Source organism: Cupriavidus sp. Agwp_2, from assembly GCF_040784895.1.
GTDB lineage: Bacteria > Pseudomonadota > Gammaproteobacteria > Burkholderiales > Burkholderiaceae > Cupriavidus.
This window is the reverse complement of sequence record NZ_CP088084.1, coordinates 1,470,558-1,496,520: the sequence shown is the minus strand read 5'-3', so window position 1 is coordinate 1,496,520 and position 25,963 is coordinate 1,470,558. Positions and strand designations below refer to the sequence as shown.

Sequence of the window (25,963 nt, the reverse complement as noted above, 5' to 3'; positions counted from 1 at the left end):
CCAAACGATTTGCGCAGGGATGCAGCCGGTCACCACAATGCCAGCCACACCTTAGCCATCCGTTTTCGAGGCCATTCATGAAAATCTTGCGATCCCCATCGATGCAGCGCATGTGGTGCGGCACTGTGCTGGCCGGCGTGGTGCTAGCGTCGGCGCTTGCCATGCCGGCCCGTGCCGCCGCGCCGCAGGTCGGCACGCAGGCGCCGGGCTACTACCGCATGCCGCTCGGCAAGTTCGAGATCACCGCCTTGTCAGACGGCACGGTCGACGTGCCGCTGGCCAAACTGCTCAAGCACGCAACGCCCGCGCGCATCGCCTCGCTGCAGGCGCGCGGCCACCAGTCGGCGCAGGCCGCCGAAACCTCCATCAATGCCTTCCTGATCAACACCGGTGCACAGCTGGTGCTCGTCGATACCGGCGCGGGGCAACTGTTTGGGCCCGGCGTGGGCGGAAAGCTGCCCGACAGCATCCGCGCCGCCGGCTACCAGCCGGAACAGGTCGATGCCGTGCTGCTGACCCATATCCACGTCGACCACTCTGGCGGGCTGTCGGTCGAGGGCAAGGCCGTGTTCCCGAACGCGGTGGTCTATGTCGAGCGCCATGAAGCCGACTTCTGGCTGAACCCTGCCAACGCCGCCACCGCGGCCAAGGGGCAGCGGCACAACTTCGCGCAGTCCGAGGCGGTGTTCGCTCCCTATTTGCGCGCGGGCAAGGTAAAGAAGTTCGAGAGCGGGGAGGTGCTGTTTCCCGGCATCCGCGCGCTGGGCCGGCCGGGCCATACACCGGGCCACACCTTTTTCGAGATCAGCAGCGAAGGCCAGCGCATGCAACTATGGGGCGACACCATCCATGCGCAGCACGTGCAGTTTCCCGAGCCGGGTGTCGCCATCGATTTCGATGTCGATTCCGCCGCCGCGGTCAGGATGCGCAAGCGAGCGATGGCCGATGCCGCCGAGCGGGGCCACTGGGTCGGCGCGGCGCACATCGCGTTTCCCGGGATCGGCCATGTGCGCCGTGACGGCAAGGGCTTTGCCTGGGTGCCCGCGGAATACAGCTTGCGACGTTAGGCGCGCCGCCGTGTAGAGGCGTTCCTGGCCTGTAGGAATAGGTGGCCTGTCGGCAGGCCCGGCAATTGCTGTCAGTTGGATGGCCTTGTTATCGGCGTAAAGCCCTCAATAGAGCTCAACTATTGATCCGATAGCGGGCAGCGATCGAGAAGATTTCCTTCCTCCCGTCCTCCAACTACCCCAGCGCAAGGAGACCGACATGGCCGAAAAGAAGGCAAAACCCAATGCAAACAACGCCGCAGGCCAGAAGTCAGCAGGCACGCCGGCGGGTTACGGCGACGCCCGGCGCGGCACTGGGGGTGAACTGCACCAGACCGCCGGCGGCAGCCATCCGCCGCTGACCACCGCGCAAGGCATCCCCATTCCGGACAACCAGAACTCGCTCAGGGCAAATCCGCGCGGCCCGACCTTGCTCGAAGATTTCATCCTGCGGGAAAAAATTACACACTTCGACCACGAGCGCATCCCGGAGCGGATCGTCCACGCACGTGGTTCGGCGGCACATGGCTACTTCCAGCTGACCGACTCGCTCTCGGCCTACACCACTGCAAAGATGCTCACCGAAGTCGGCGAGAAGACGCCGGTCTTTACCCGCTTCTCCACCGTGGCCGGCGGCGCCGGCTCGGTCGACACGCCGCGCGACGTGCGCGGCTTCGCGGTCAAGTTCTATACCAAGGAAGGCAACTGGGACCTGGTCGGCAACAACATCCCGGTGTTCTTTATCCAGGACGCGATGAAGTTCCCCGACGTGGTCCACTCGGTCAAGATGGAACCAGACCGGGGCTTTCCGCAAGCGGCCAGTGCGCACGACACATTCTGGGATTTCATTTCGCTCACGCCTGAGTCGATGCACATGGTGATGTGGATCATGTCGGACCGCACCATCCCGCGCTCGCTGCGCATGATCGAAGGCTTCGGTGTGCACAGCTTCCGGCTGCTCGATGCGCAGGGCAATTCCACCTTCGTCAAATTCCACTGGCGGCCCAAGCTGGGGCTGCAGTCGACGGTATGGGACGAGGCGGTCAAGATCGCCGGCGCCGATCCCGACTTCCATCGCCGCGACCTGTTCAACGCGATCCAGTCGGGCAACTTTCCGGAATGGGAACTGGGCGTGCAGTTGTTCACCGAGGACGACGCGGCAAAATTCCCGTTCGACCACCTCGACCCCACCAAGATCATCCCGGAAGAGACAGTGCCGCTGAAGATGATTGGCCGCATGGTGCTCGACCGCTGGCCCGACAACTTCTTTGCCGAGACCGAGCAGGTGGCGTTCTGCCCGGCCAATATCGTGCCGGGGGTGGACTTCTCCAACGACCCGCTGCTGCAGGGGCGTCTGTTCTCCTACCTCGACACGCAGTTGCTGCGGCTAGGCTCGCCGAACTTCCACCAGATCCCGGTCAACGCGCCGAAGTGCCCGTTCGCCCATCACCAGCGCGATGGCCATATGCAGATGGAGCGGCCGCGCGGGCGCGTGGCCTATGAGCCCAGCTCGCTCGATGACGGTTCCCCGCGCGAGGCGCCCGATCTTGGCTTCCCCAGCGCACGCGTGCCCGAGCAAGGCGACAAGGGCCGCATCCGTGCCGAGAGCTTTGCCGACCACTACAGCCAGGCGCGCTTGTTCTTCCGCAGCCAGACGCGCGCCGAGCAGGCGCATATCGCCTCGGCGCTGGTGTTCGAGCTGTCCAAGGTCGAACATGTGCACGTGCGCGAGCGCATGGTGGGGCACCTGCGCAATATCGACGACAACCTGGGCCAGCGCGTCGCCGATGGCCTGGCGCTGGACCAGCTGCCGGACCCGCTGCCGTCCGCCGTGCCGGTGCAGGACCTGCCGCCGTCACCGGCGCTGCAGATCATCGGCCGCATGAAAGACACGCTGCAGGGGCGCGAGGTTGGCATCCTGGTTGCCGATGGCTCCGATGGCGCCACCGTCGAATCCCTCCGGCAGGCAGCAACCGCCGCCGGCGCCACGGTGAAGATCGTCGCGCCCAAGGTCGGCGGCGCGGTGCTGGCCGACGGCAGCAAGCTGGCCGCGGATGGCCAGCTTGCCGGTACCCCTTCCGTGATGTTCGATGCGGTGGCGGTGGTGCTGTCCGCCGACGGCGCGGCGCAGCTGGCGCAGGAAAGCGCGGCGCTGGACTTCGTCTGCTTTGCCTATGCGCACCTGAAGGCCATTGCGGCCGATGACGGCGGCGACGCGTTGCTGGCGCAGGCCAACCTGAAGCCCGATAGCGGGGTGGTGCCGGCCAGCGATACCGCGCGCTTTATCGCGGCGGCCAAGACGCGGCAGTGGGAGCGCGAGCCGCAGGTGCGGATGCTGGCGTAAGGCAAGCTTCGGCAGGCGAGAGCAGGGCCTTCGCTATTTCCCCTGCCGCATCACCCATTGCACCGCCCGCGCCGGGAACGGCGAAGTACCGCCCTTATGACCATCCGAGCAGCCGAGCCCGCGCGAGCAGCGCATGTCGCGGGCGACGGCTGGCCCCGCGCTGCGCTCCGGCCGGCCCGGCGCCTCGCCGGACCGGCCGGCGACGCGATATCCCAAGGGAAACCCACTAGAAGACCCCCTCTGCCTTTGGCACATAATGTGCAAGCGATGCCGGTGAAACGGCACACGCGAGCGGGCTACCCGCCGCCACAGAGGGGAGACAATGAGCAGTTCAACCGACAAGTTCTCGGCCACCATGCGCGCCGGGCTGGCCGACCTTGCCCGCCGCCTGCGCTTCGCCATGGAGGAAGGCGCGATCTGGCTGGACGAGCAACGCATGATCCTGATCCACACCGCGGCCCTTGGCGCGCTGCGCAAGGAGCTGGTGGACACCATGGGCATGGAGCGCGCGCGCGGCCTGTTCATGCGCATGGGCTTCCATTCCGGCATGCGCGATGCCGAAGTCGCGAAGAAGCTGCGCGCCGGCCAGAGCGACTTCGGGCAGCTTGAAATCGGGCCGTGCCTGCACACCATCGAAGGCGTGGTCCGCGTCACGCCGGTCAAGGTCGATATCGATATCGCCGCCGGGATCTACGACGGCGAATTCCTCTGGGAAGACTCGTTCGAGGGCGACGTCCACCGGCAACTTTTCGGCATCGTCGACGAGCCTGCCTGCTGGATGCAGATCGGCTATGCCACCGGCTACACCTCGGCGCTGATGGGCCGCACCATCCTGTATCGCGAGGTGGAATGCATTGCCTGCGGCCATGCGCACTGCCGCATCGTCGGCAAGCCGGTCGAGGCCTGGGAGGACGGCCAGCAGGTGCTGGCGCTGTACCAGCCCGATCCCGTGATCGAAACCATCATGGCGCTGCAGAGCGAGGTCGAGAACCTGCGCGCGCTGCAGGAAACCCGCGCCACGCCGGCCGATCTGGTGGGCAGTTCACCCGGCTTCCGTGCTGCCTGGAACCTGCTGCAGCGCGCTGCCGGCAGCAACGTGACGGTGCTGCTGTTGGGCGAGACCGGCGTCGGCAAGGAGCGCTTTGCGCAGGCGCTGCACAGTGTCAGCGGTCGTGCCGACAAGCCTTTCATCGCCGTCAACTGCGCGGCGATTCCCGATGAGCTGATCGAGTCTGAACTGTTTGGCGTGGAGAAGGGCGCCTTTACCGGCGCGCACCAGTCGCGGCCGGGGCGCTTCGAGCGCGCGCATGGCGGCACGTTGTTCCTGGACGAGTTGGGGGAGCTGTCGGCATCGGCGCAGTCCAAGCTGTTGCGGGTGCTGCAGGAGGGGGAGGTCGAGCGCGTGGGGGGCTCGGGGTCGCGCAAGGTGGATGTGCGGCTGGTGGCCGCGACCAACGTCGATCTGGCGCAGGCGGTCAAGGAGGGTACCTTCCGCAAGGACTTGTACTACCGGCTCAACGTGTATCCGGTGACGATTCCGCCGTTGCGGGAGCGGCTGGATGATATTCGTTTGTTGGCCGAACGCTTCGTGGCGCGCTATGGGGCGCGTCATGGCAAGCGCATCCTTGGTATTACCGATCGGGCGCTGGCCGAGTTGCGGCGCTATGACTGGCCGGGGAATGTGCGGGAACTGGAGAACGTGATCGAGCGGGGGGTAATTTTGGCCAGCAACGGGGGGCAGATTGGTGCCGATCATTTGTTCTTGCCCGCCAGTGCTGCGCCGCCGGTCGATACCGCGCCACGCCTCGGCGCCGGCGGCACGCTGCCAGAACTGCGTGAGGCGGCTGTGCATGCGCTGCTTGACCAGTTGTCGGAGCAGCAGCTGGCGCTTGGGGATGTGGAGACTGTGTTGATGGAAGCGGCGATGCAGCGCACTGATGGGAATATGAGCCAGGCGGCGCGGTTGCTGGGGATTACGCGGCCGCAGTTGGCTTATCGGTGGAAGATGAGGAGAGGCGGGAATTGATGTTTTTTTGATGTTGCCTGCGGCTTGGCGCCGGCAGCATCTCAGGTCAGCGGCCCTGGCACGGAACGCATCGCTGCGCTCGCTTGGCGCTATCGCCGATGAGCCCGAATGCCTGTACCTGCCCGCTTGTTTGCTCCCCTCTCCCGCTTGCGGGAGAGGGGCCGGGGGAGAGGGCCGGAGCTTCCACGAAGTGCACGCAGTCAATCCGCTCAGGCGTCCCTGGCGAGGACCTTCGTTAGCGGTAGTCATGTCGCCAAGCCCAGCTGACTAACCAGGACGCGCGCGCAGCGCAGCCGCAGGCGTTCCTACCACGCCGCTAGCAGCAGGGGCCACCAAACAGCTCAGGGCTCGTTCAAAAACTGCGTCAATCCGAAGCCACCGTGGCGCACCCTGGCGTCAGGCAGCCCCACTCTGCAACGAAGCCCAGCCCCGTACGAAAGCCCCGGCACACTACGATAAGAGTGCCGCCCGCCCAGGGCAGTAAACGCGCTTTCTGGTGACTCTTTGTCGCTCGGACAAAGAGTTACCCGCCCTTTAGGGCGGAACAGGGCGCATCAAATATCCACCAGATGCCCAGCCGCAACGCACACCCCAAAGCAGCTTCACCATTTGATCCATATTAAATCCCGCCACCCAGCCCCCGCAGCAGCGCAATGCTGCACCGCGCAGTCGGAATTTCAGCACCACATCAACACGTTAGCAGCGTACGCAAGCACGCCGCTGCTGCGCCGCAAGGCCCACGTACCCAGCCACCCTCGCTACCCGCAAACGTCCATCCCAAGCGGCTTTTAACCATTTGATCAAACGCCCTCCACAGCTTGATCAATCGATCAAACACCACAACGCCAGCGCTTGCGGGTTAACGCGGACGCAAGCCACGCCCATTCCCTGCAATCCCTTATCCCATCACGCTTCAAAGCCCTTGGCACAGTCTTCGCAATAAGCCCCGCACCCCAAGCCATCGCGAAGGAGCCAGCCATGACCCCCTCATCGGTCCCCCTGTTCGAAGCCACGCCGCGCTACGTCCGCGTCGAAGGCCGTACGCCCGAAGGCTTCGTGCAATTCGCCTTCAGCGTGGCCGACCCCGACCTGAACGTCGAACTGATCATGCCCGAGCCGATGTTCGAAGCCTTCTGCTGCGTCAACCGCGTGCGCTTCCTGCCGCCGCTGGCAGAAGGCCCGCAGGAAGACGAAGACTGACAAGCCAACACCACCCACCGCACCACAAGAGAGGGACACAGGAGACCAAGCGATGCAAGTCGATATCAAGACCCAGCAGATCCAGCCGCTGCGCCAGACCTACGGCCACGTGGCGCGCCGCTTCGGCGACAAGCCGGCGTCGCGCTACCAGGAAGCGACCTACGACGTGCAGTCGGAAGTCAACTTCCACTACCGCCCCACCTGGGACCCCGGCTTCGAGCTGTACGACAAGCGCCGCACCGCCATCGTGATGCAGGACTGGTACGCGCTGAAGGACCCGCGCCAGTACTACTACGGCGCCTACGTGACCACACGCGGCCGCCAGCAGGATGCCGCCGAGAAGAACTTTGCCTTTGTCGAGAAGCGCGGCCTGTTGCAGGCGCTGCCGGCCGAATGGCAGGAGCGCCTGGCCACGGGCCTGCTGCCGCTGCGCCACGTGGAGTGGGGCGCGAACATGAACAACTTCTATTGCGCCGACTACGGCTGGGGCACGGCGATCACGCAGGCCTGCACCTACTGCGCGATGGACCGCCTCGGCATCGCGCAGTACCTGTCGCGCATTGGCATGCTGCTCGATGGCAATACCGGCGTGGCGCTGGAGCGCGCCAGGGTGGCGTGGCTGGACGGCGCCGCGTGGCAGCCGCTGCGCCGCTATGTCGAGCACACCTTCGTCACCGAAGACTGGTTCGAGACCTTTGTCGCGCAGAACCTGGTGCTCGACGGCTTGCTCTACCCGCTGGTCTACCAGCATGCCGACGCAGTCATCGTGCGCGCCTGCGGCACGGGCCTCGCCGTGCTGACCGAGTTCATGAACGACTGGCGCGACGAGCATGCGCGCTGGGTCGATGCCGTGATCCAGGCCGCCGCCGCCGAGTCCGACGCCAACCGCGCGCTGCTGTCCGGCTGGGCGCACGCCGCCGCCGCGCAGGTGGCCGAAGCGCTGGTGCCAGTCGCCGACGCACTGACCGGCGCCGACGGCGCGCAGATCGTATCGCTGTGCCGCGAGCAGTTCGAAGTGCGGCTGAACAAGCTCGGCCTCGCCGCCTGATCCCACGGACACACGGACACACGGAGACAAGACATGACGACCGCCGCCAACGTCTACATCGCCCTGCAGAACAACGACGACACCCGCCCCATCATCGACGCCATCACCGAAGCCAACCCGCACGCCGTGGTCTCGCAGTTCCCGGCCATGGTCAAGATCGACGCCCCCGGCCACCTGACCATCGTGCGCGAGCTGGTCGCCGGCAAGCTCGGCCGCGACTGGGACCTGCAGGAGATCCACCTCAACCTGATCTCGCTGTGCGGGAACATCGACGAAGACGAAGACGCCTTCACGCTGCGCTGGAACAGCTGACACCACGCACACAGGACACCACGGAGACATCATGGACGCACGCAAGAAGCTCAACCTGCGCGAGAAGTACGCCTCGATGACGCGCGACCTCGCCTGGGACACCACCTACGAGCCGATGGACAAGGTCTTTCCCTTCGACAAGTACGAAGGCATCAAGATCCACGACTGGGACAAGTGGGAAGACCCGTTCCGCATGACCATGGACGCGTACTGGAAATACCAGTCCGAGAAAGAGCGCAAGCTGTACGCGATCATCGACTCGTTCGTGCAGAACAACGGCCACCTCAATGTTTCCGACCCGCGCTACCTGAACGCGCTGCGGCTGTTCCTGACCGGCGTGACGCCGCTCGAATACGCCGCGCACCGGGGCTACGCCCACCTGGGCCGGCACTTCCGCGGCGCCGGCGCGCGCGTGGCGGCGCAGATGCAGTCGATCGACGAGCTGCGCCATGCGCAGACCCAGCTGCATACGCTGTCGGTCTACAACAAGTACTTCAACGGCTTTGGCGAATGGCGCCACATGCACGACCGGGTCTGGTACCTGTCGGTGCCCAAGTCGTACTTCGAAGACGCCATGAGCGCGGGGCCGTTCGAGTTCATCACCGCGATCTCGTTCTCGTTCGAATACGTGCTGACCAACCTGCTGTTCATGCCGTTCATGTCGGGCGCGGCGTACAACGGCGACATGGCCACGGTGACCTTTGGCTTCTCGGCGCAGTCCGACGAGTCGCGCCACATGACGCTGGGGCTGGAGGTGGTCAAGTTCCTCTGCGAGCAGGATCCCGGCAACATCCCGCTCCTGCAGAAGTGGCTCGACAAATGGTTCTGGCGCGGTTTCCGCCTGCTGACGCTGGTCGGCATGATGATGGACTACATGCTGCCCAAGCGCGTGATGTCGTGGGCCGAAGCGTGGGAGATGTACTTCGAGCAGGCCGGCGGCGCGCTGTTCAAGGACCTGGAGCGCTACGGGCTGCGCATGCCCAAGTACCACGAGGTCGCGACCAAGACCAAGGACCGCATCACGCACGAGGCGTGGGGCACCTTCTACAACTACGCCGCCGCGGCCGGATTCCACACCTGGGTGCCGAAGCAAGACGAAATGGCGTGGCTCGCCGGGAAATACCCAGAGACCTTCGAGCGCTACTACAAGCCGCGCCTGGATCACTGGCAGGAGCGGCAACAGGAGGGCGAGCGCTTCTACAACGCCACGCTGCCGATGCTGTGCCAGACCTGCCAGATCCCGATGGTGTTCTCCGAGGCGGACGATCCCACCCAGACCTGCTACCGCGAGAGCAGCTACCACGGCATGAAGTTTCACTTCTGCTCCGACGGCTGCAAGGACATCTTCGACGACGAGCCCGAAAAGTACGCACAGGCCTGGCTGCCGGTGCACCAGATCTACCAGGGCAATTGCGGCGGGGCGACGCTGCCTGACGTGCTGCAGTGGTATCGCATCAACCAGGGCGCCGACAACCTGGACTTCGAAGGCTCGCAGGACCAGCGCAACTGGAATGCCTGGAAGGGCATCGCGCCGGCCGCCTGAGCAGGCGCATAACAGACAAGGAGACAACCATGCCCGTCGTATCCATCGGCGACTACACCTTCGCGCCGGCCGACCGCGAAGACGCATTCCACGGCAACCGCCTGCTCTACATCGGCTGGGACGGCCACCTGCTGTTCTGCGCGCCGCACTGCTTTCCGTTCGCGCCGTCGATGCCGCTGCGCGCGGTGGTGCAGGACGTGCTGCCCGCGGTCTACGGCTATCACCCAGACTTCGCCCGCATTGACTGGAGCACGGTGCAGTGGCTGCGCGGCGGCCAGCCGTGGCAGCCCGACCTGGACCGCACGCTGGAAGAGAACGGCCTGGGCCACAAGGACGTGATCCGCTTCCGCACGCCGGGGCTGGACGGCATCGCCGGCAGCGGCAGCTGATGCGCGCGGTTAGCAAGCAAGGAGACCGAGATGTATTCGCTGACCATTGAACCCATCGGCCAGACCATCCCCATCGCCCCGGGGCAGACGGTGCTCGATGCCTGCCTGCGCAATGGCGTGTGGCTGCCGCACGCCTGCTGCCACGGCCTGTGCGCCACCTGCAAGGTGCAGGTGGTCGACGGCGAGGTCGACCAGGGCGAGGCTTCCAGCTTCGCGCTGATGGACTTCGAGCGCGACAACGGGCAGTGCCTGGCCTGCTGCGCCACCGCGCAGTCAGACCTGGTGATCGAGGCCGATATCGAGGAAGATGCCGATGCAGAAGGCCTGCCGCTGGCGGACTACCGCGCCGAGGTGGTGGCCACGCGCGCGCTGACGCCGACCATCCTCGGCATCTGGCTCAAGCCAACGGACGGCCAGCGCGCCGCGTTCCAGGCCGGCCAGTACCTGAACCTGCAGGTGCCGGGCTGCGACCAGCCGCGCGCGTTCTCGCTCGCCAGCAAGCCCGGCGACGAACTGGTCGAACTGCACGTGCGCCGCGTGCCCGGCGGGCCCGCCACCACGTGGTTGCACGAGCAGCTGGAGGTGGGCAGCGAGCTGCGCTTCTCGGCCCCGTACGGACGATTTTTCGTGCGCAAGTCAGCGCAGGTGCCGATGCTGTTCCTGGCCGGCGGCTCTGGCCTGTCCAGCCCGCGCTCGATGATCCTCGACCTGCTCGCCGCCGGCGAGACGCTGCCGATCACGCTGGTGCAGGGCGCGCGCAACCGCGGCGAGCTGTACTACGACGACGAGTTCCAGGCGCTGGCGCAGGCGCATGCCAACTTCCGCTACGTGCCGGCGCTGTCGGACGAGCCCGCCGACAGCGGCTGGGACGGTGCGCGCGGCTACGTGCACGACGTGCTGCACCAGCTCTACGCAAACGACGGCAGTGCCGACTTCCGCGGCCACAAGGCCTACCTGTGCGGCCCGCCGCCGATGATCGAGGCCTGCATCCGCACGCTGATGCAGGGCCGCCTGTTCGAGGCGGATATCCACACGGAGAAGTTCCTGTCCGCGGGCGATGCGCAGAACAGCGCGCGCAGCCCGCTGTTCAAGATCTGAGCGGGGAGGCCATGCATGCATACCGTAGAAATCGCCGGCAGCGGCCAGCGCTACGCATGCGCGCCGGAACAGAACCTGTTGCGGGCCATGGAAGTGCTGGGCCAGCGTGGCATTCCCGCCGGCTGCCGCGGTGGCGGCTGCGGCGTGTGCAAGGTGCGTATTGAGGCCGGGCAGTACCACGTGGGCAAGATGAGCCGCACCTGCCTGTCCGAGTCGGAGCAGCGCGACGGACTGGTGCTGGCCTGCAAGACCTATCCCGACAGCGATATCCGGCTGCGCCCGGTGGCGTTGCTGCAGCGCTGCCTGGAGCGGCATGCCGCCAGACGCGATCACGCATGACCAAGCAGTGAAGACACACACAAGGAGACAGACATGGCATTGACTGGCGTATTGCGCCCGGGGCACGTGGCCCTGCGCGTGCTGGAGCTGGAACCGGCGGTGAAGCACTACACCGAGGTCCTGGGCCTGATCGAAACCGCCCGCGACGAGCAGGGCCGCGTGTTCCTGAAGGCGTGGGACGAGCACGACCACCACAGCGTGGTGCTGCGCGAGGCCGACAGCCCGGGCATGGACTACATGGGCTTCCGCGTCGACAGCGGCCGCACGCTGGAGCGGCTGGCGCAGGAGGTCGAGCAATCCGGGCTGGCTACCGGGTGCCAGTGGATCGCCGCGGGAGAGCATCCGCATACCGGCGTGCGCTTCCGCTTCACGATTCCCACCGGCCATGCGATGGAGCTGTTCGCGGACAAGGACAAGCCGGGCTGCAAGACCGGTGACCTCAACCCCGATCCCTGGCCGGACGACCTGCGCGGCATGGCGCCGAGCCGCTTCGACCACTGCCTGCTGTATGGCGACGATGTCGACGGCACCGTGAAGCTGTTCCGCGATGTGCTCGGGTTCTCGCTGGCGGAGCAGGTAGTGGCTGGCCCGGATGGCGAGGTGCTGATCGGTGCCTTCCTGACGTGCTCGAACAAGGCGCATGACGTGGCCTTTATCCGGCATCCGGAGAAGAACCGCTTCCACCATGCGTCGTTCCTGCTCGACAACTGGAGCGAGGTGCTGAAGGCGGCGGACATCATTTCCAAGAAGGACGTGTCGCTGGATATCGGGCCGACGCGGCATGGGATTACGCGCGGGGCCACGATCTACTTCTTTGATCCGTCCGGGAACCGGAACGAGGTGTTTTCCGGCGGGTATATCCACTACCCGGACAAGCCGACGATCACGTGGACGGATAACGAGCTGGGCAGGGCGATCTTCTATCACGACCGCAAGCTGAATGAGGCGTTTTTGAATGTGCTGACCTGAACGGCGCCACTGGTTTGCTCCCCTATCCCGCTTGCGGGAGAGGGGAGCGTTTGCCGGCCTTGGCAGCCGTCTCCACCGCAACCGCTGCTGACACGTCTTCCGCACTGAACACCAGAGAACCAACATGAAAGACTTCAAGAACTTCATCAACGGCGAGTGGGTCGGCACTACCCGCACGTTCCCCAACCGCAATCCCGCCGACAACACCGTGATCGGCCACGTCCACGAAGCCGGCCAGGCAGAAGTCGATGCTGCCGTGCAGGCCGCGCGCAACGCGCTGCATGGCCCCTGGGGCCGCATGACCGTAGCGCAGCGTGTCGAACTGCTGCACGCCGTGGCCGACGGCATCAACCGGCGCTTCGAGGAATTCGTGCAGGCGGAGATCGCCGATACCGGCAAGCCCTATGCGCTCGCCAGCCATGTCGACATCCCCCGCGGCGCGGCCAACTTCAAGGTCTTCGCCGACCTGATCCGCAACGTCCCGACCGAAAGCTTCACCATGGACACGCCGGACGGCGGCAAGGCCGTCAACTACGCCGTGCGCAGCCCGCGCGGCGTGATCGGCGTGGTCTGCCCATGGAACCTGCCGTTGCTGCTGATGACGTGGAAGGTCAGCCCCGCGCTGGCCTGCGGCAACACCGTGGTGGTCAAGCCGTCGGAAGAGACCCCCGCCACCGCCACGCTGCTGGGCGAGGTGATGAACGAGGCTGGCGTGCCGCCGGGCGTCTACAACGTGGTCCACGGCTTCGGCCCGGATTCGGCCGGCGCGTTCCTGACGGCGCATCCGCAGGTCAACGGCATCACCTTCACCGGCGAAACGCGCACCGGCGAGGCCATCATGAAGGCGGCCGCCAACGGCGTGCGTCCGGTGTCGTTTGAACTGGGCGGCAAGAACGCCGGCATCGTTTTTGCCGATGCCGATTTCGACAAGGCCGTGGCCGGCATCACCCGCTCGGCGTTCGAGAACAGCGGCCAGGTCTGCCTGGGCACCGAACGCGTCTACGTGCAGCGTCCGGTCTTCGAGCGCTTCGTTGCCGCACTCAAGGAGAAGGCCGAAGGGCTGAAGCTTGGCGCGCCCACTGAACCCGGCGTCAGCATGGGCCCGCTGGTCTCGCACGAGCACCGCGACAAGGTGCTGTCCTACTACCGCAAGGCCGCAGAGGAGGGCGCCACCGTAGTCACCGGCGGCAGCGTGCCGCAGATGCCCGGCAAGCTGGCCGAAGGCGCGTGGGTGCAGCCGACCATCTGGACCGGCCTGCCGGAAGGCGCCGCGGTCATCCGCGAGGAAATCTTCGGGCCGTGCTGCCATATCGCCCCGTTCGACACCGAGGAAGAAGTCATCGCGCTGGCCAACGCCACGCCCTACGGCCTTGCCGCTACCGTGTGGACCGGCGACCTCGGCACCGCCCATCGCATGGGCAGCGCGCTGGAGGTCGGGATCTGCTGGATCAACGCGTGGTTCCTGCGCGACCTGCGCACCGCTTTCGGCGGCGCGAAGCAATCCGGCATCGGACGCGAAGGCGGCGTCCATTCGCTCGAGTTCTACACCGAGCTGCGTAACGTCTGCGTCAAACTGTGAGCCACCCCATGCAAAGCGAACAAATCCGCGAACTCGGTGCCAGCCTGCATCAGGCGTTGGCCAGCCGGCGCCCTCTGGCACCGCTGACCGAATCCTGGCCCGACCTGACCCTGGATGATGCCTACCGCATCCAGCTCGCCATGGTGCAGCACCGGCTCGACGCCGGCGAGCGCGTGGTCGGCAAGAAGATCGGCGTGACCAGCCGCGTGGTGATGGACATGCTGGACGTGCGCCAGCCTGACTTCGGCCACCTGCTGTCGGGCATGGTGTATGCCGACGGCGCCGCCATTGCCGCCGATTTCCTGATCGCGCCCAAGGCCGAAGGCGAGATCGCCTTCGTGCTCAAGGACGACCTCGCAGGCCCCGGCGTGACCAATGCCGACGTGCTGCGCGCAACCGCTTATGTGCTGCCGTGCTTCGAGATCGTCGACTCGCGCATCCGCGACTGGAAGATCCGCATCCAGGACACCGTCGCCGACAACGCCTCCTCGGGCGTATTCGTGCTGGGCGATGCCGCAGTCGATCCGCGCCAGCTAGATCTCGGCACTGTCGGCATGACGCTGGAGAAGAACGGCGAGATCGTCGCTACCGGCGCCGGCGCAGCTGCGCTCGGGCACCCGGCCAATGCGGTGGCATGGCTCGCCAACACGCTGGGCAGGCTGGGGCTCGGCCTGAAGCGCGGCGAGGTGATCCTGTCGGGCTCGCTGGCCGCGATGGTACCGGTGGCTGCCGGCGACCAGTTGCGCATCAGCCTGGGTGGCATCGGCTCGGCCGGCGTGCGCTTCGTCTGATCCTTTCCATTCCTTCTGCAGGACAATGCCATGAACCTCACGCAAGACACCATCGCCCGGCTGGCCGAGCACCTGGAAAACGCCGAGCTGCACCGGGAAGCCGTGCCGAAGATCACGGATGCGCATCCAGAGATGGACTGGGACGACGCCTATGCCATCCAGGACGCGATCCGTGCGCGCAAGGCGGCACGCGGCACCCGTATCGCCGGCCTCAAGATGGGACTGACCTCGTTCGCCAAGATGCGCCAGATGGGCGTGAGCGATCCGGTCTACGGTTTCCTCACCGACTACGGCGCGTGCATGGACGGCGCCGCCATCGATACGTCGTCGCTGATCCATCCCAAGGTCGAAGCCGAGATCGCCTTCGTGCTGAAGGCCCCGCTGAAGGGCCCCGGCTGCCATATCGGCGACGTGCTGGCCGCGACCGACTTCGTGGTGCCGGCGGTGGAGGTGATCGATTCACGCTACGAGAACTTCCGTTTCGACCTCAAGAGCGTGATTGCCGACAACACCTCGTCCGCGCGCTTCGTCGTCGGCGGCAGCCACCGTGGCGCCGATGGTCTCGACCTGAAGACGCTAGGCGTGGTGCTGGAGAAGAACGGCGAGGTGGTCGCCACCGCCGCCGGCGCCGCGGTGCTGGGGCATCCCGCCAACAGCGTTGCCATGCTGGCCAACATGCTGGGCGCGCGCGGCCGCGAGCTGCCAGCGGGGACTTTCATCATGACCGGCGGCGTGACCGAGGCCATTGCGGTCGCCGCCGGCGACAGCATTACCGTGCGCTACCAGCATCTCGGCACGGTCTCGATGCGCTTCACCTGAACCCGCACCGCGAACGCATAGAAAGGAGACACACCATGCCGATCATGCAGGTCTTCCTGATCGAAGGCCGTACCGATGAACAGAAGGCGCGCCTGATCCGCGCGCTGACCGATGCCGCGGTGGAAGCGGTGGGCGCGCCGGTGGAAACCGTGCGCGTGATGGTCACCGAGGTGCCGAAGACGCAGTTCGGCATCGGCGGCACCACCGCCAAGGCGCTGGGGCGCTGAGCGCCGCGATCAGTACAACGAAGACAGCGCAGACAACGGAGAGGACAGCGACATGGACATGAAAGCAAACGCCCGGCACAAGGTGGCCATCATCGGTTCGGGCAATATCGGCACCGACCTGATGATCAAGGTGATGCGGCAATCGCAGCACCTGGAGATGGGCGCAATGGTCGGCATTGACGCGGCCTCGGACGGGCTCGCGCGTGCGGCACGGCTTGGCGTGCCTACCACGGCGGAAGGGATCGATGGCCTGGTCGCCATGGCCGGCTTCGGCGACATCCGCGTTGCCTTCGATGCAACGTCGGCCGGCGCGCATGCGCACCACAACCGCGTGCTGCAGCAGCACGGCGTGCGCGTGATCGACCTGACGCCGGCGTCGATCGGGCCGCACGTGGTGCCGGTGGTCAACCTCGACCAGCATCTGGAGGCGGCCAATATCAACATGGTCACCTGCGGCGGGCAGGCCACCATCCCGATGGTGGCCGCGGTATCGCGCGTGGCCAGGGTGCACTACGCCGAGATCGTCGCATCGATCTCCAGCAAGTCGGCCGGGCCGGGCACGCGCGCCAATATCGACGAGTTCACCGAGACCACCAGCCAGGCGCTGTGCTCGGTCGGCGGCGCGGCGCGCGGCAAGGCCATCATCGTGCTGAATCCCGCCGAGCCGCCGCTGATGATGCGCGACACCGTCTTCACCTTGTCGGAGGATGCCGACACGGCGGCGATCGAGGCGAGCATCGAAGCCATGGCGCAGGCGGTGCAGGCCTACGTGCCGGGCTACCGGCTCAAGCAGCGCGTGCAATTCGAGCGCATCGACCCGTCGGCGCCGCTGAATATCCCGGGGCTGGGACCGATGAGCGGACTCAAGACCTCGATCTTCCTCGAGGTTGAGGGCGCCGCCCACTACCTGCCGGCCTATGCGGGCAATCTCGACATCATGACCAGCGCCGCGCTGGCCTGCGCCGAGCGCCTGGCCGCGACCCGGCTGTCCGCCTGAGCGCGGCCCTATCACCGCAGGGAGACCAACATGACCTTACCGTCCGACATGCCCAACAAGAAGCTCTACATTTCCGACGTAACGCTGCGCGACGGCAGCCACGCCATCCGCCACCAGTACAGCCTGGACCAGGTGCGCCGCATCGCCGCGGCGCTCGACGCGGCCCGGGTCGATTCGATTGAAGTGGCGCATGGCGATGGCCTGTCGGGCTCCAGCTTCAACTACGGCTTTGGTGCCCACACCGACCTGGAATGGATCGCCGCCGTGGCCGAGACCGTGCGCCACGCGCGCGTGGCGACGCTGCTGCTGCCCGGCGTTGGCACCGTGCACGACCTGCGCGCCGCCTATGACGCCGGCGCGCGCGTGGTGCGCGTGGCCACGCATTGCACCGAGGCCGATGTTTCGCGCCAGCATATCGAGTCCGCGCGCGAACTTGGCATGGACACCGTCGGCTTTCTGATGATGAGCCACATGACTTCGCCGGCGGCGCTGGCGCAGCAGGCCAGGCTGATGGAAAGCTACGGCGCGCAGTGTGTCTATGTCGTCGATTCCGGCGGCGCACTCAGCATGCAGGACGTGCGCGAGCGCTTCCGCGCGTTCAAGGACGTGCTCCGGCCCGAGACCGCCACTGGCATGCACGCGCACCACAACCTGAGCCTGGGCGTGGCCAACTCTATCGTCGCCGTGGAAGAGGGGTGCGACCGCATCGACGCCAGCCTGGCCGGCATGGGCGCCGGCGCTGGCAATGCGCCGCTGGAAGTGTTCATCGCCGCCGCCGAGCGGCTGGGCTGGCACCACGGCTGCGACCTGTACACGCTGATGGATGCCGCCGACGACATCGTGCGGCCGCTGCAGGACCGCCCGGTGCGGGTCGACCGCGAGACGCTGGCGCTGGGCTACGCCGGGGTTTACTCCAGCTTCCTGCGCCATGCCGAGGCGGCGGCAGCGCGCTACGGGCTGGGTACGGTCGATATCCTGGTCGAGCTGGGCAAGCGCCGCATGGTCGGCGGGCAGGAGGACATGATCGTCGACGTGGCGCTGGACTTGCTGGCGCGGGAGGGGCAGGGACAGCCAGCGGTGGCGTCTGCCTGAGTGATGGCGTGCAGTTGTGGAAACAGGCGCACATCGAGGCCAGGCATGGGGCATCCTTATCGCGCTGTGTCCGTACTCTAGTAGGGATCAGTTCGACTTCCCGCCGCCTACACGGATTTCACCAAGGCACGCCAGAAGGCCGCTTGCTGGCGGCGCTGCGCGTCATGAACGAGCGCCTGCCCGCCACCGTTACGCAGGTGCGCGCCAGCAGCGCCAATATCGCGCTGTCGACCAGCGAGATCGCCACCGGCAATGCCGACCTGAGCAGCCGCACAGAGGAGCAGGCCGCGTCGCTGGAACAGACCGCGGCCAGCATGGAAGAGCTGACCGAGACCGTGCGCCAGAATACCGACAACGCGCGCCAGGCCAGCGAGCTGGCGGGCAGCGCCGCCGACGTGGCGCAGCGCGGCAGCATCACGGTGCAGCGCGTGGTCGGCACCATGCAGGACATCAGCACCAGTTCGGCCAAGATTGCCGAGATCACCGGCATCATCCACGAGGCCGCCATGGCATCGCGCGCGCTGGAAGAGCAGGGGCGCGCGCTGGAAGAGCAGGGGCGCGAGCTGAACGAGGTGGTGGCGTTCTTCCGGCTGCCGGGCGAGGGGGCAGGGCGTGTGGCGTCGGGTGCGGCAACTGCGGTGCACCGTGCGCGAGGGGCGTTGGCGACGGCGTAGCGATACCGTGCTCCCTCCCTCCGGGAGAGGGTTGGGGAGAGGGTTAGGGAGAGGGCCGGCGTGGCAACGAAGTCACGGTTGCGGTATGCCACGGCCATGCCTTCTCCCCCGGCCGCTCTTCCGCAGGCGGGAGCGGGGAGCAAACCGGCGGGTGCATTGGGCGCGCGGGGCAGGTAGACTTGCCTGTCCCGCTTCCCTTTCTCCGCCATCGCCATGCCGAACCTGCCGATCTCCTTCGAAGACATCGTCGCCGCCCACGACCGCATCCGTGCCGCAGCCCACCGCACGCCGGTGCTGACTTCCACGACCGCGGACGCGGCCACCGGCGCGCAGCTGTTCTTCAAGTGCGAGAATTTCCAGCGCATCGGTGCCTTCAAGTTCCGCGGCGCCTATAACGCCATCGCCCAGTTCACGCCGCAGCAGAAGGCCGGCGGGGTGCTGGCGTTTTCCTCCGGCAACCACGCGCAGGCGATTGCGCTGTCCGCACGGCTGCTGGGCGTGCAGGCGGTGATCGTGATGCCGCAGGACGCGCCCGCGATCAAGATCGAGGCCACGCGCGGCTATGGCGCCGAGGTGGTGCTGTACGACCGCTACACCGAGGACCGCGAGGCGCTGGGCCAGCGCATCGCCGCCGAGCGCGGCATGACGCTGATCCCGCCGTACGACCATCCGCACGTGATGGCCGGGCAGGGCACCGCGGCCAAGGAACTGCTGGAGGAAACCGGCCCGCTCGACATGCTGGCGGTGTGCCTGGGCGGTGGCGGGCTGCTGTCGGGCTGTGCCGTGGCGGCGCACGCCATGTCGCCCGGCTGCGCGGTCTACGGCGTCGAGCCCGAAGCCGGCAACGACGGCCAGCGCAGCCTGCGCAGCGGCGAGATCGTCCGCATCGACACGCCGCGCACCATAGCCGACGGCGCCCAGACCCCGTTTCTCGGCCAGTACACCTTTGCCGTGATTCGCGAACGGGTCACCGATATCGTGACTGTTTCGGACGCAGAACTGGTCGAAACCATGAAGTTCTTCGCCGGGCGCATGAAGATCGTGGTCGAGCCGACCGGATGCCTGGCAGCGGCCGCGGTGCTGCACGGCAAGCTCGATGTGAAGGGCAAGCGCGTGGGCATCATCGTCTCCGGCGGCAATGTCGACCTGGGCAGTTTTGCCGGCTTTTTGCAGGGGAAGGCAGGCTGAGCCGCGACTGCCTTGCGTTCTCCGGAATCCGCCCGGCACCCGGCCGTCTAACCTGCAACGCAATGGCAACGCAGGACAGACCATGACGGCCAGGCAGCACTATGACGTTCTCGAGACCGGCGCCGGCAAGCCGGTAAAGATGTGGACCCGCGGCGTCCCGGTGGAAGACGCCGCGCGCCAGCAGCTTGTCAATACTGCGCAGATGCCGTTTATCTTCCGCCACATGGCGGTGATGCCGGACGTGCACCTCGGCAAGGGATCGACCATCGGCTCGGTGATCCCGACCGTGGGCGCGGTGATCCCGGCCGCGGTGGGCGTGGATATCGGCTGCGGCATGATGGCGGTAAAGACCTCGCTGACCGCCTCCGACCTGCCCGATAACCTCGGCCCGCTGCGCAGCGCGATCGAGCACGCGGTGCCGCATGGCCGCACCGCGCAGGGCCGGCGCCGCGACGAAGGCGCCTGGGGTTCGGTGCCGTCGCACGTCGACGCCGCCTGGGCGGGCATGGCCGACGACTTCCGGCGTATCACCGAGAAATACCCGCAACTGGCGCGCACCAACCACCGCAACCACCTGGGCACGCTTGGCACCGGCAACCACTTTATCGAGGTCTGCCTGGACGAGTCGCAAGCGGTCTGGTTCATGCTGCACTCCGGCTCGCGCGGCGTGGGCAATGCCATCGGCACCACCTTCATCACGCTGGCGCAGCAGGACATGCGCCGCCACCAAGCCAACCTGCCCGACCGCGATTTGGCCTACCTCGTCGAAGGCTCGCAGCACTATGCGGACTATGTCTTCGCGGTGTCGTGGGCGCAGGCGTTCGCGCGCCGCAACCGCGAGCTGATGATGGAGGCGGTGCTCGCGGCGGCGCAGCGCGTGCTGCGCAAGCCGTTCCAGGCGCGGCTGGAAGCGGTCAACTGCCACCATAACTATGTGCAGAAAGAACATCACTTCGGCAAGGAAGTGCTGGTGACACGCAAGGGCGCGGTCAGCGCGCGCGCCGGCGAGCTGGGCATCATCCCGGGTTCGATGGGCGCGCGCTCCTTCATCGTGCGCGGCAAGGGCAATCCGGAATCGTTCTGCTCCTGCAGCCACGGCGCGGGCCGCACCATGAGCCGCACCGAAGCCAAGCGCCGCTTCACCGTGGCCGACCAGAAGCACGCGACCGAAGGGGTGGAATGCCGCAAGGACGCGGCGGTGATCGACGAGATCCCGATGGCGTACAAGGACATCGACGCGGTGATGGCGGCGCAGTCGGACCTGGTCGAGGTCGTGCATACGCTGCGGCAAGTGGTGTGCGTGAAGGGATAAGTGCAGGTGATTTTGGTGGGCCGGCCGCTATCGCGGCCGGTTTTCCTGACAGCCGCACGCGGCCAACGCCTGCCCGGCAGATTGAGGACATAGGGACGAACGCGCTCTCACGGGGGCTGGCTTGCGCCCGTGCGGCAACGATGAAATGCGGGAAGGTGAGGGGATCTGGCTGCTGTAGCCCGGCCGGCGCCGCGGGCGGTCAGTCGACGAGCAGATTGATCTTCGTCGCGAATTTCTGCCAGCGATCGATGTCGGAGGCCACCAGCTTCTGGAATTCTGCGGGGGTGCTGGTGGTCGTGGCAAAGCCGAGCTGCGTCAGCGAAGCCTTGATCTCGGGCTTGGCGACGGCCCTGGCGATTTCCGCGTTGAGCTTCTGCACGATCTCGGGCGGCGTGTTTGCCGGCGCGAGGATGCCGAACCACTGGTCGACGTCATAACCGGCCACGCCCAGCTCGCTCACGGTCGGCACGTCCGGCAGGAACTGCGAGCGCGCCTTCGACGTCACGGCCAGCGCGCGCAGCTTGTTGCTCTTCAGGTAGGGGATGGTGTTGGTCAGCGTATTGACGCTGACATCGGCCTGGTTGCCCAGCACGTCCGCGATGGCGGGGGCGCAACCCTTGTACGGCACATGGAGCATGTCCATCTTCGCCGAGACCTTCAGCAGTTCGCCAGCCAGGTGTTGCGGCGTGCCATTGCCGCATGACGCGTAGCTGGGAGGCGTGCCGCTCTTGCCCGCCGCCAGCAGGTCGCTGAAGTTGCGGATCTTCGAATGCGAGGGCACGGCGATCACCGAGGGCACCGAAGCGAAGGTGATGACCGCGCTGAAATCGGACTTTGGATTGAACTGCAGCTTCTTGAAGACACTCGGGTTGATGGCAAAGCTGCTGTTGACGATCAGCAGCGTGTAGCCGTCGGCCGGGCTCTTGGCGACGAACTCGGCACCGATATTGCCGCTGGCGCCGGGGCGGTTGTCGACCACCACCGGCTGCCCCAGCGATTTGCTGATGTCGGTTCCGATCAGCCGCGCCAGCGAATCGGTCCCTCCTCCGGCCGGGAACGTCACCACCATGCGGATGGGCTTCTGCGGGAAGGTACTTGCGATGTTCGCCTCGGCGCGGCCTGGCATGGCTGCCAGGCTGCCTGCGACAAAGAGCAGCGATGCCAGGCTGCTGACGACGGATAGGGGTCTCATTGATTTGCCTCGTCGGTTAGGGTGAAGGAAGGGGGGGAACCGGTCAATCGGGATCTATACGCACTGCCTCGCCGCACTCGCCGCCGACGCGTGTCAGTGCCGCGGCCGCCTCAAGTGCTGCATCGCAGCCCGCATGGATGCGGTAAAGGGGTTGCCCTTGCGCCACCTTTGCACCGATCGTGCACAGCAGGTCGATGCCGGCACCGGCGTCGCGCGGGGCCCCCGCGGCGCGCGCGACGCCGGAGATCTGCAGTCCGTCAATGGCCCCCACGCGGCCCTGCATGGCGGCGCACACCACGTGCGTATGCGCTCCCGGCGCCACGGGGTCCGGGCGAACGCCCTGCGCGGCGGCAATGCGATCGAACGCTTCTCTTGCCTTGCCTTCGTTCAGCAGGGCGGTTGCAATTCGCATGCCTTGGTCGGGCGAACCCACGCGCGGATCGAAAGCGATGATTTCTCCGGCAAAGCGCAGTGCTTTCTCCCGCAGGTCCGCTGGCGCCTGCGGGTCGTTGCCGAGCACCAGCCGGACGTCGCGCACTTCCAGCGCGGGCCCGATGCCGCGGCCGATCGGGCGGCTGCCGTCCGTGACCAGCGCGCGCACGTGCAGGCCGAGTCCCTTGCCGACGTGCTCGAACATGGCGCCCAGCGTCTCGGCGTCGGCGCGGGTCGCCAGCTTGGTTTGCGGGCCATAAGGCAGGTCGACGATGACGTGGGTGGCGCCGGCGGTGTATTTTTTTGACAGGATCGATGCTACGGACCAGCGGCGGGAATCCAGGCGCAGCGGCCGCGTGATCGCGTTCATCACATCGTCGACCACGGAATGGTTCAGGCGGCCGTTCCACGCGATGCAGGCACGCGCCTGGCCCACGCAGCGGCGCACGTCCTCGTGCGCCAGGTCGACGCGCGCGACGGTCTCCATGGCGTCGGCCGTGCCGGCGGCGGAGGTGATGGCACGCGACGATGTCTTGGGCATGGCCAGCCCGTACGCCGCGACAATCGGCACCACGATCAGCGTGATGCGGCTGCCGGGCACGCCACCGATGGAATGCTTGTCGACGACGACCGGCTCGTCCCAGTCGATGCGGGGCGTAAATGCCGTGCGCGCGCGTGCCAGTGCCACGACTTCGTCGTCTGTCAGCGTACGCGTGGCGGCAACCAGGAACTCGGTCAGTTCCGCCTCGGTGTACCGTCCGGCAATGGCGTCCTGCAGGATGGCAATGTAGGCAGCTTCGTCGAGCGACTCGCCGCGCAGCTTCGCCATCAGGTTGGTGCGGCTGGCCGCAGACCCGTTGCCGCCTGCCCGGGTGCCATGCCGCAGCGCTTCCACAAAGCGTGCCATGCCCACGTCGAGCGTGCTGTCATTCGACACCGTGATGCATGGGACATCTGGCGGCACCTCTGCGCCGGTCCGCGCCACGCGCCGTGCAACCTGGTCGCCCGATTCACGGCCGCGCGCGGCAATGCGCCGGGCCAGCACCTCATGCGGCGCCGTCACCAGGACCACCACGAAGCGCGGCAATCGTCCGGCGAGTTCCGCGATGACGGCGCGCGAGCCGTTGGCGACGACGTTGCGCCCGCGTTCCAGCTCAGCCATCAGGGACTGGGGCAATCCGTAGCGCAGGTCGTGCGCATCCCAGGTGACCAGGAACTCGCCGCTGCGCTGGCGCCGTGCGAACTCGATCTCCGAGACACCCTCGTGCGCTTCGCCGACCGCGCCATCGGGGCGGGTGATGACGCGCCGCGCAAATACATAGTTGTCATCGAGCGCTGCACGCGCACCGTCCATCAGCGAATCCTTGCCCGCGCCGCTGGGTCCTACAACAAAGAAGAATGTGCCGGTCGTGTCCATGACAAATACCTTAGATGTCGAAGTTATGTGGCAATGCTAGCACCGGCAAAGGGGGTGTCAAGATAAGTTCGATGTCTAAGGTAATGCAAGCAACGGGCCAATTGCCGCAAATCCAGTGTGTACGCGGGATTCGCGTTCTCGTAGGGGAAAACACGGGTAAGCGGCGTGCGCGCTCGCGGTGCTTCATGCATCGGTTGCGCGCATCGTGCACTGATGGAGTGAACGCTACATTGGCGGAAATGGCGCGGGCGTGCGGCGTCGCCGCGTGCACGCCGGAGGCGCTATCATGTGCGCTGTCGCCGGCACTGTTCGCCTGGTGCTGCATGCATACGTTTCACTTACCGTCACGACTATGGCCACAAAGAAGCCGGATGCTCCGGTCAACATCACGCCACCGGATGAAGCCGATGAAGAGCGGCTTGCCCACCTGGTAAAGGACGCCGCGCGCGCCTATATCCGCGCGCTGCAGCTGCGGCTGGCGGAACATTCGGTGTCGTACGGCCACTGGACCATCCTGCGCATCCTGTGGCGCCATGACGGCCTGTCGCAGCGCGAGCTGAGCGAGCGGGCCGGCGTGACCGAGCCGACCACGTTTGCGGCAGTCAAGGCGCTGGAAGCGCTGGGCTATGTCGAGCGCACGCATCTTCCCGGCAACAAGAAGAAGGTGCATGTGTTCCTCAGCAAGACCGGGCGTGCGCTGCGCCGCAAGCTCGAGCCGCTGGCGACCGAAGTGAATGAACTCAGCGTGGAAGGGCTGAGCGAAGCAGATGTGCTGACCACGCGCCGCGTGCTGATCACGATCGCCAAGCGGCTGGTCGCCGACGAGGTCGCCTCTGCCGAGCATGGCCGGCGGGTTCCGTCCACGCAGGAGGTGGGGCGGCTGCTCTCGGACCTGTAGCGGGTCCGCAAACGAAAAGGCCCTCGCCGGGTGAGACCGGCGAGGGTGAATGCCTCGGGTAGAAGGCGTGAATCGCTATGGATCGCTATAGACCTATATGGAAAGGCTGGCCTGGCAGGCCTCAGGCTTCGTCGAGCCCGATATCGACCGCCGGAGCAGACTGGGTAATCTTGCTCGTGGAGATGTAGTCCACGCCCGTTTCCGCCACCGGCCGGATCGTCTCCAGGCGGATGCCGCCCGACGCCTCGACCTTGGTCCGGCCATTGACGATCTGCACGGCTTCCTTCATGTCAGGCACCGACATGTTGTCCAGCATGATCACGTCGACTCCGGCTGCCAGTGCCTCGTGCACCTGCTCCAGCCGGTCGCATTCCACTTCCAGCTTGGTCAGCACCGGCAGCTTGCGGCGCACGCGTTCCACCGCGGCGGCGATGCTGCCGCACACGGCGATGTGGTTGTCCTTGATCATCACGCCGTTGTCCAGGCTCAGCCGGTGGTTCAGGCCACCGCCGCAGGTCACGGCATGTTTTTCCAGCGCGCGCAGTCCGGGCGTGGTCTTGCGGCTGTCGATCAGGCGCGCCTTGGTATGCGCAATGGCCTGGGCATAGGTGGCCGTGTGGTTGGCGATGCCGCACAACCGCTGCATGATGTTCAGCGCGGTGCGCTCGGCGGTCAGCACGCTGCGTGCATTGCCGCTCACGTTGAGCAGCACCGCGCCTTTGCCGACCTTGTCGCCGTCCGCGACGCGCACATCGACAGTCAGCGTGGGGTCGTAGCGGGCGAAGATGCGGGCCGCCACGTCGATGCCGGCAATGATCATCGGCTCGCGGGCGTTCATGCAGAAGGTGCCGGTCTCGCCCGGCTCGATCATGGTGTGGACGGTCAAGTCGCAGATGCCGATGTCTTCGGTCAGCCAGAGGTCGATCAGCTTGTCGGTGGCAAAGAGGTCGTACATGTAAGGGCTCCTGAGCGGTGGTTGCGGTACCTCAATAATCTTAGAGATCGAAGTACATGGCGTAATACTAGCGCCT

23 protein-coding genes and 1 pseudogene are annotated in these 25,963 nt (G+C 66.4%); 21 read left to right on the top strand and 3 right to left on the bottom strand.

The window, feature by feature from the left end; genetic code table 11:
• Positions 1-77: 77 nt before the first annotated feature.
• The 20 genes and pseudogenes from LPA45_RS24505 to LPA45_RS24410 all read left to right on the top strand — a co-directional run bounded on the left by LPA45_RS24505 (position 78) and on the right by LPA45_RS24410 (position 20,993).
• Positions 78-1,067 (top strand): MBL fold metallo-hydrolase, encoded by a 990-nt coding sequence (locus LPA45_RS24505; RefSeq protein WP_233528077.1) that lies wholly within the window; start codon positions 78-80, stop codon positions 1,065-1,067.
• A 199-nt stretch (positions 1,068-1,266) separates the two neighbouring features.
• On the top strand, positions 1,267-3,390 hold the full coding sequence (locus tag LPA45_RS24500; protein WP_116318763.1) for a catalase: 2,124 nt from the start codon (positions 1,267-1,269) through the stop codon (positions 3,388-3,390).
• Positions 3,391-3,712: 322 nt separating this feature from the next.
• Positions 3,713-5,416: a phenol degradation transcriptional regulator PoxR gene (gene poxR, locus LPA45_RS24495; RefSeq protein ID WP_116318762.1), complete on the top strand. Its 1,704-nt coding sequence runs from the start codon at positions 3,713-3,715 to the stop codon at positions 5,414-5,416.
• A gap of 978 nt (positions 5,417-6,394) precedes the next feature.
• Complete coding sequence (locus LPA45_RS24490; RefSeq protein WP_116318761.1) at positions 6,395-6,616, top strand: phenol hydroxylase subunit; 222 nt, start codon at positions 6,395-6,397, stop codon at positions 6,614-6,616.
• A gap of 52 nt (positions 6,617-6,668) precedes the next feature.
• Entirely contained in the window at positions 6,669-7,664 is a 996-nt protein-coding gene (locus LPA45_RS24485; RefSeq protein WP_317921918.1) for an aromatic/alkene monooxygenase hydroxylase subunit beta, read from the top strand.
• Between the two features lie 33 nt (positions 7,665-7,697).
• The gene (locus LPA45_RS24480; protein ID WP_317921917.1) at positions 7,698-7,976 is read left to right on the top strand and encodes an MmoB/DmpM family protein; all 279 of its coding nucleotides are present in this window, start codon (positions 7,698-7,700) and stop codon (positions 7,974-7,976) included.
• Positions 7,977-8,007: 31 nt separating this feature from the next.
• Complete coding sequence (locus tag LPA45_RS24475; protein ID WP_317921916.1) at positions 8,008-9,519, top strand: aromatic/alkene/methane monooxygenase hydroxylase/oxygenase subunit alpha; 1,512 nt, start codon at positions 8,008-8,010, stop codon at positions 9,517-9,519.
• A 29-nt stretch (positions 9,520-9,548) separates the two neighbouring features.
• Entirely contained in the window at positions 9,549-9,908 is a 360-nt protein-coding gene (locus tag LPA45_RS24470; RefSeq protein ID WP_116318757.1) for a phenol hydroxylase subunit P4, read from the top strand.
• A gap of 30 nt (positions 9,909-9,938) precedes the next feature.
• A complete protein-coding gene (locus tag LPA45_RS24465; RefSeq protein ID WP_116318756.1) occupies positions 9,939-11,006 on the top strand; it encodes an NADH:ubiquinone reductase (Na(+)-transporting) subunit F in 1,068 nt (355 codons plus the stop codon).
• A 15-nt stretch (positions 11,007-11,021) separates the two neighbouring features.
• Positions 11,022-11,345 carry a 2Fe-2S iron-sulfur cluster binding domain-containing protein gene (locus tag LPA45_RS24460; protein WP_116318755.1) on the top strand — a complete coding sequence of 108 codons (324 nt, stop codon included), beginning with the start codon at positions 11,022-11,024 and terminating at the stop codon, positions 11,343-11,345.
• A gap of 33 nt (positions 11,346-11,378) precedes the next feature.
• Positions 11,379-12,314: a catechol 2,3-dioxygenase gene (locus LPA45_RS24455; RefSeq protein ID WP_116318754.1), complete on the top strand. Its 936-nt coding sequence runs from the start codon at positions 11,379-11,381 to the stop codon at positions 12,312-12,314.
• Between the two features lie 124 nt (positions 12,315-12,438).
• Positions 12,439-13,893, top strand: coding sequence for a 2-hydroxymuconic semialdehyde dehydrogenase (locus LPA45_RS24450; protein ID WP_116318753.1), 1,455 nt, complete (start codon positions 12,439-12,441; stop codon positions 13,891-13,893).
• An 8-nt stretch (positions 13,894-13,901) separates the two neighbouring features.
• Entirely contained in the window at positions 13,902-14,684 is a 783-nt protein-coding gene (dmpE, locus tag LPA45_RS24445) for a 2-oxopent-4-enoate hydratase (RefSeq protein WP_317921914.1), read from the top strand.
• A 30-nt stretch (positions 14,685-14,714) separates the two neighbouring features.
• Complete coding sequence (dmpH, locus tag LPA45_RS24440) at positions 14,715-15,503, top strand: 2-oxo-3-hexenedioate decarboxylase (RefSeq protein ID WP_317921913.1); 789 nt, start codon at positions 14,715-14,717, stop codon at positions 15,501-15,503.
• Positions 15,504-15,538: 35 nt separating this feature from the next.
• The gene (locus LPA45_RS24435) at positions 15,539-15,730 is read left to right on the top strand and encodes a 2-hydroxymuconate tautomerase (protein ID WP_367395045.1); all 192 of its coding nucleotides are present in this window, start codon (positions 15,539-15,541) and stop codon (positions 15,728-15,730) included.
• 52 nt (positions 15,731-15,782) lie between these two features.
• Positions 15,783-16,727, top strand: a complete 945-nt coding sequence (locus LPA45_RS24430; RefSeq protein ID WP_116318749.1) for an acetaldehyde dehydrogenase (acetylating) — start codon at positions 15,783-15,785, stop codon at positions 16,725-16,727.
• A gap of 48 nt (positions 16,728-16,775) precedes the next feature.
• Positions 16,776-17,819: a 4-hydroxy-2-oxovalerate aldolase gene (gene dmpG / locus LPA45_RS24425; RefSeq protein ID WP_116318944.1), complete on the top strand. Its 1,044-nt coding sequence runs from the start codon at positions 16,776-16,778 to the stop codon at positions 17,817-17,819.
• A gap of 137 nt (positions 17,820-17,956) precedes the next feature.
• Positions 17,957-18,493, top strand: a pseudogene (locus LPA45_RS24420) (methyl-accepting chemotaxis protein); the annotation flags it as partial.
• A 213-nt stretch (positions 18,494-18,706) separates the two neighbouring features.
• Positions 18,707-19,681: a threo-3-hydroxy-L-aspartate ammonia-lyase gene (locus LPA45_RS24415; protein ID WP_317921912.1), complete on the top strand. Its 975-nt coding sequence runs from the start codon at positions 18,707-18,709 to the stop codon at positions 19,679-19,681.
• An 82-nt stretch (positions 19,682-19,763) separates the two neighbouring features.
• The gene (locus tag LPA45_RS24410; protein WP_116318746.1) at positions 19,764-20,993 is read left to right on the top strand and encodes an RtcB family protein; all 1,230 of its coding nucleotides are present in this window, start codon (positions 19,764-19,766) and stop codon (positions 20,991-20,993) included.
• Positions 20,994-21,192: 199 nt separating this feature from the next.
• Here the strand turns inward: LPA45_RS24410 and LPA45_RS24405 are convergent, their stop codons facing one another.
• Complete coding sequence (locus LPA45_RS24405) at positions 21,193-22,185, bottom strand: tripartite tricarboxylate transporter substrate binding protein (protein ID WP_116318745.1); 993 nt, start codon at positions 22,183-22,185, stop codon at positions 21,193-21,195.
• 43 nt (positions 22,186-22,228) lie between these two features.
• A complete protein-coding gene (gene phnN / locus LPA45_RS24400; protein WP_116318744.1) occupies positions 22,229-24,034 on the bottom strand; it encodes a phosphonate metabolism protein/1,5-bisphosphokinase (PRPP-forming) PhnN in 1,806 nt (601 codons plus the stop codon).
• A 352-nt stretch (positions 24,035-24,386) separates the two neighbouring features.
• Between phnN and LPA45_RS24395 the strand changes: the two genes are divergently transcribed.
• On the top strand, positions 24,387-24,932 hold the full coding sequence (locus tag LPA45_RS24395; RefSeq protein WP_116318743.1) for a MarR family winged helix-turn-helix transcriptional regulator: 546 nt from the start codon (positions 24,387-24,389) through the stop codon (positions 24,930-24,932).
• 121 nt (positions 24,933-25,053) lie between these two features.
• On the opposite strand, the gene nadC is transcribed toward LPA45_RS24395, so the two are convergent.
• Positions 25,054-25,887 carry a carboxylating nicotinate-nucleotide diphosphorylase gene (nadC, locus tag LPA45_RS24390; RefSeq protein WP_029047086.1) on the bottom strand — a complete coding sequence of 278 codons (834 nt, stop codon included), beginning with the start codon at positions 25,885-25,887 and terminating at the stop codon, positions 25,054-25,056.
• Between the last annotated feature and the right edge of the window lie 76 nt (positions 25,888-25,963).

What these genes read in the sequence shown, in the direction of transcription:
- LPA45_RS24435 (WP_367395045.1), top strand. Translation starts at nt 15,539, where the DNA reads ATGCCGATCATGCAGGTCTTCCTGATCGAAGGCCGTACCGATGAACAG.
- LPA45_RS24395 (WP_116318743.1), top strand. Translation starts at nt 24,387, where the DNA reads ATGGCCACAAAGAAGCCGGATGCTCCGGTCAACATCACGCCACCGGAT.
- poxR (WP_116318762.1), top strand. Translation starts at nt 3,713, where the DNA reads ATGAGCAGTTCAACCGACAAGTTCTCGGCCACCATGCGCGCCGGGCTG.
- LPA45_RS24485 (WP_317921918.1), top strand. Translation starts at nt 6,669, where the DNA reads ATGCAAGTCGATATCAAGACCCAGCAGATCCAGCCGCTGCGCCAGACC.
- LPA45_RS24490 (WP_116318761.1), top strand. Translation starts at nt 6,395, where the DNA reads ATGACCCCCTCATCGGTCCCCCTGTTCGAAGCCACGCCGCGCTACGTC.
- dmpH (WP_317921913.1), top strand. Translation starts at nt 14,715, where the DNA reads ATGAACCTCACGCAAGACACCATCGCCCGGCTGGCCGAGCACCTGGAA.
- phnN (WP_116318744.1), bottom strand. Translation starts at nt 24,034, where the DNA reads ATGGACACGACCGGCACATTCTTCTTTGTTGTAGGACCCAGCGGCGCG.
- LPA45_RS24410 (WP_116318746.1), top strand. Translation starts at nt 19,764, where the DNA reads ATGACGGCCAGGCAGCACTATGACGTTCTCGAGACCGGCGCCGGCAAG.
- LPA45_RS24460 (WP_116318755.1), top strand. Translation starts at nt 11,022, where the DNA reads ATGCATACCGTAGAAATCGCCGGCAGCGGCCAGCGCTACGCATGCGCG.
- dmpE (WP_317921914.1), top strand. Translation starts at nt 13,902, where the DNA reads ATGCAAAGCGAACAAATCCGCGAACTCGGTGCCAGCCTGCATCAGGCG.
- LPA45_RS24455 (WP_116318754.1), top strand. Translation starts at nt 11,379, where the DNA reads ATGGCATTGACTGGCGTATTGCGCCCGGGGCACGTGGCCCTGCGCGTG.
- LPA45_RS24480 (WP_317921917.1), top strand. Translation starts at nt 7,698, where the DNA reads ATGACGACCGCCGCCAACGTCTACATCGCCCTGCAGAACAACGACGAC.
- LPA45_RS24470 (WP_116318757.1), top strand. Translation starts at nt 9,549, where the DNA reads ATGCCCGTCGTATCCATCGGCGACTACACCTTCGCGCCGGCCGACCGC.
- LPA45_RS24500 (WP_116318763.1), top strand. Translation starts at nt 1,267, where the DNA reads ATGGCCGAAAAGAAGGCAAAACCCAATGCAAACAACGCCGCAGGCCAG.
- dmpG (WP_116318944.1), top strand. Translation starts at nt 16,776, where the DNA reads ATGCCCAACAAGAAGCTCTACATTTCCGACGTAACGCTGCGCGACGGC.
- nadC (WP_029047086.1), bottom strand. Translation starts at nt 25,887, where the DNA reads ATGTACGACCTCTTTGCCACCGACAAGCTGATCGACCTCTGGCTGACC.
- LPA45_RS24430 (WP_116318749.1), top strand. Translation starts at nt 15,783, where the DNA reads ATGGACATGAAAGCAAACGCCCGGCACAAGGTGGCCATCATCGGTTCG.
- LPA45_RS24405 (WP_116318745.1), bottom strand. Translation starts at nt 22,185, where the DNA reads ATGAGACCCCTATCCGTCGTCAGCAGCCTGGCATCGCTGCTCTTTGTC.
- LPA45_RS24465 (WP_116318756.1), top strand. Translation starts at nt 9,939, where the DNA reads ATGTATTCGCTGACCATTGAACCCATCGGCCAGACCATCCCCATCGCC.
- LPA45_RS24450 (WP_116318753.1), top strand. Translation starts at nt 12,439, where the DNA reads ATGAAAGACTTCAAGAACTTCATCAACGGCGAGTGGGTCGGCACTACC.
- LPA45_RS24505 (WP_233528077.1), top strand. Translation starts at nt 78, where the DNA reads ATGAAAATCTTGCGATCCCCATCGATGCAGCGCATGTGGTGCGGCACT.
- LPA45_RS24415 (WP_317921912.1), top strand. Translation starts at nt 18,707, where the DNA reads ATGCCGAACCTGCCGATCTCCTTCGAAGACATCGTCGCCGCCCACGAC.
- LPA45_RS24475 (WP_317921916.1), top strand. Translation starts at nt 8,008, where the DNA reads ATGGACGCACGCAAGAAGCTCAACCTGCGCGAGAAGTACGCCTCGATG.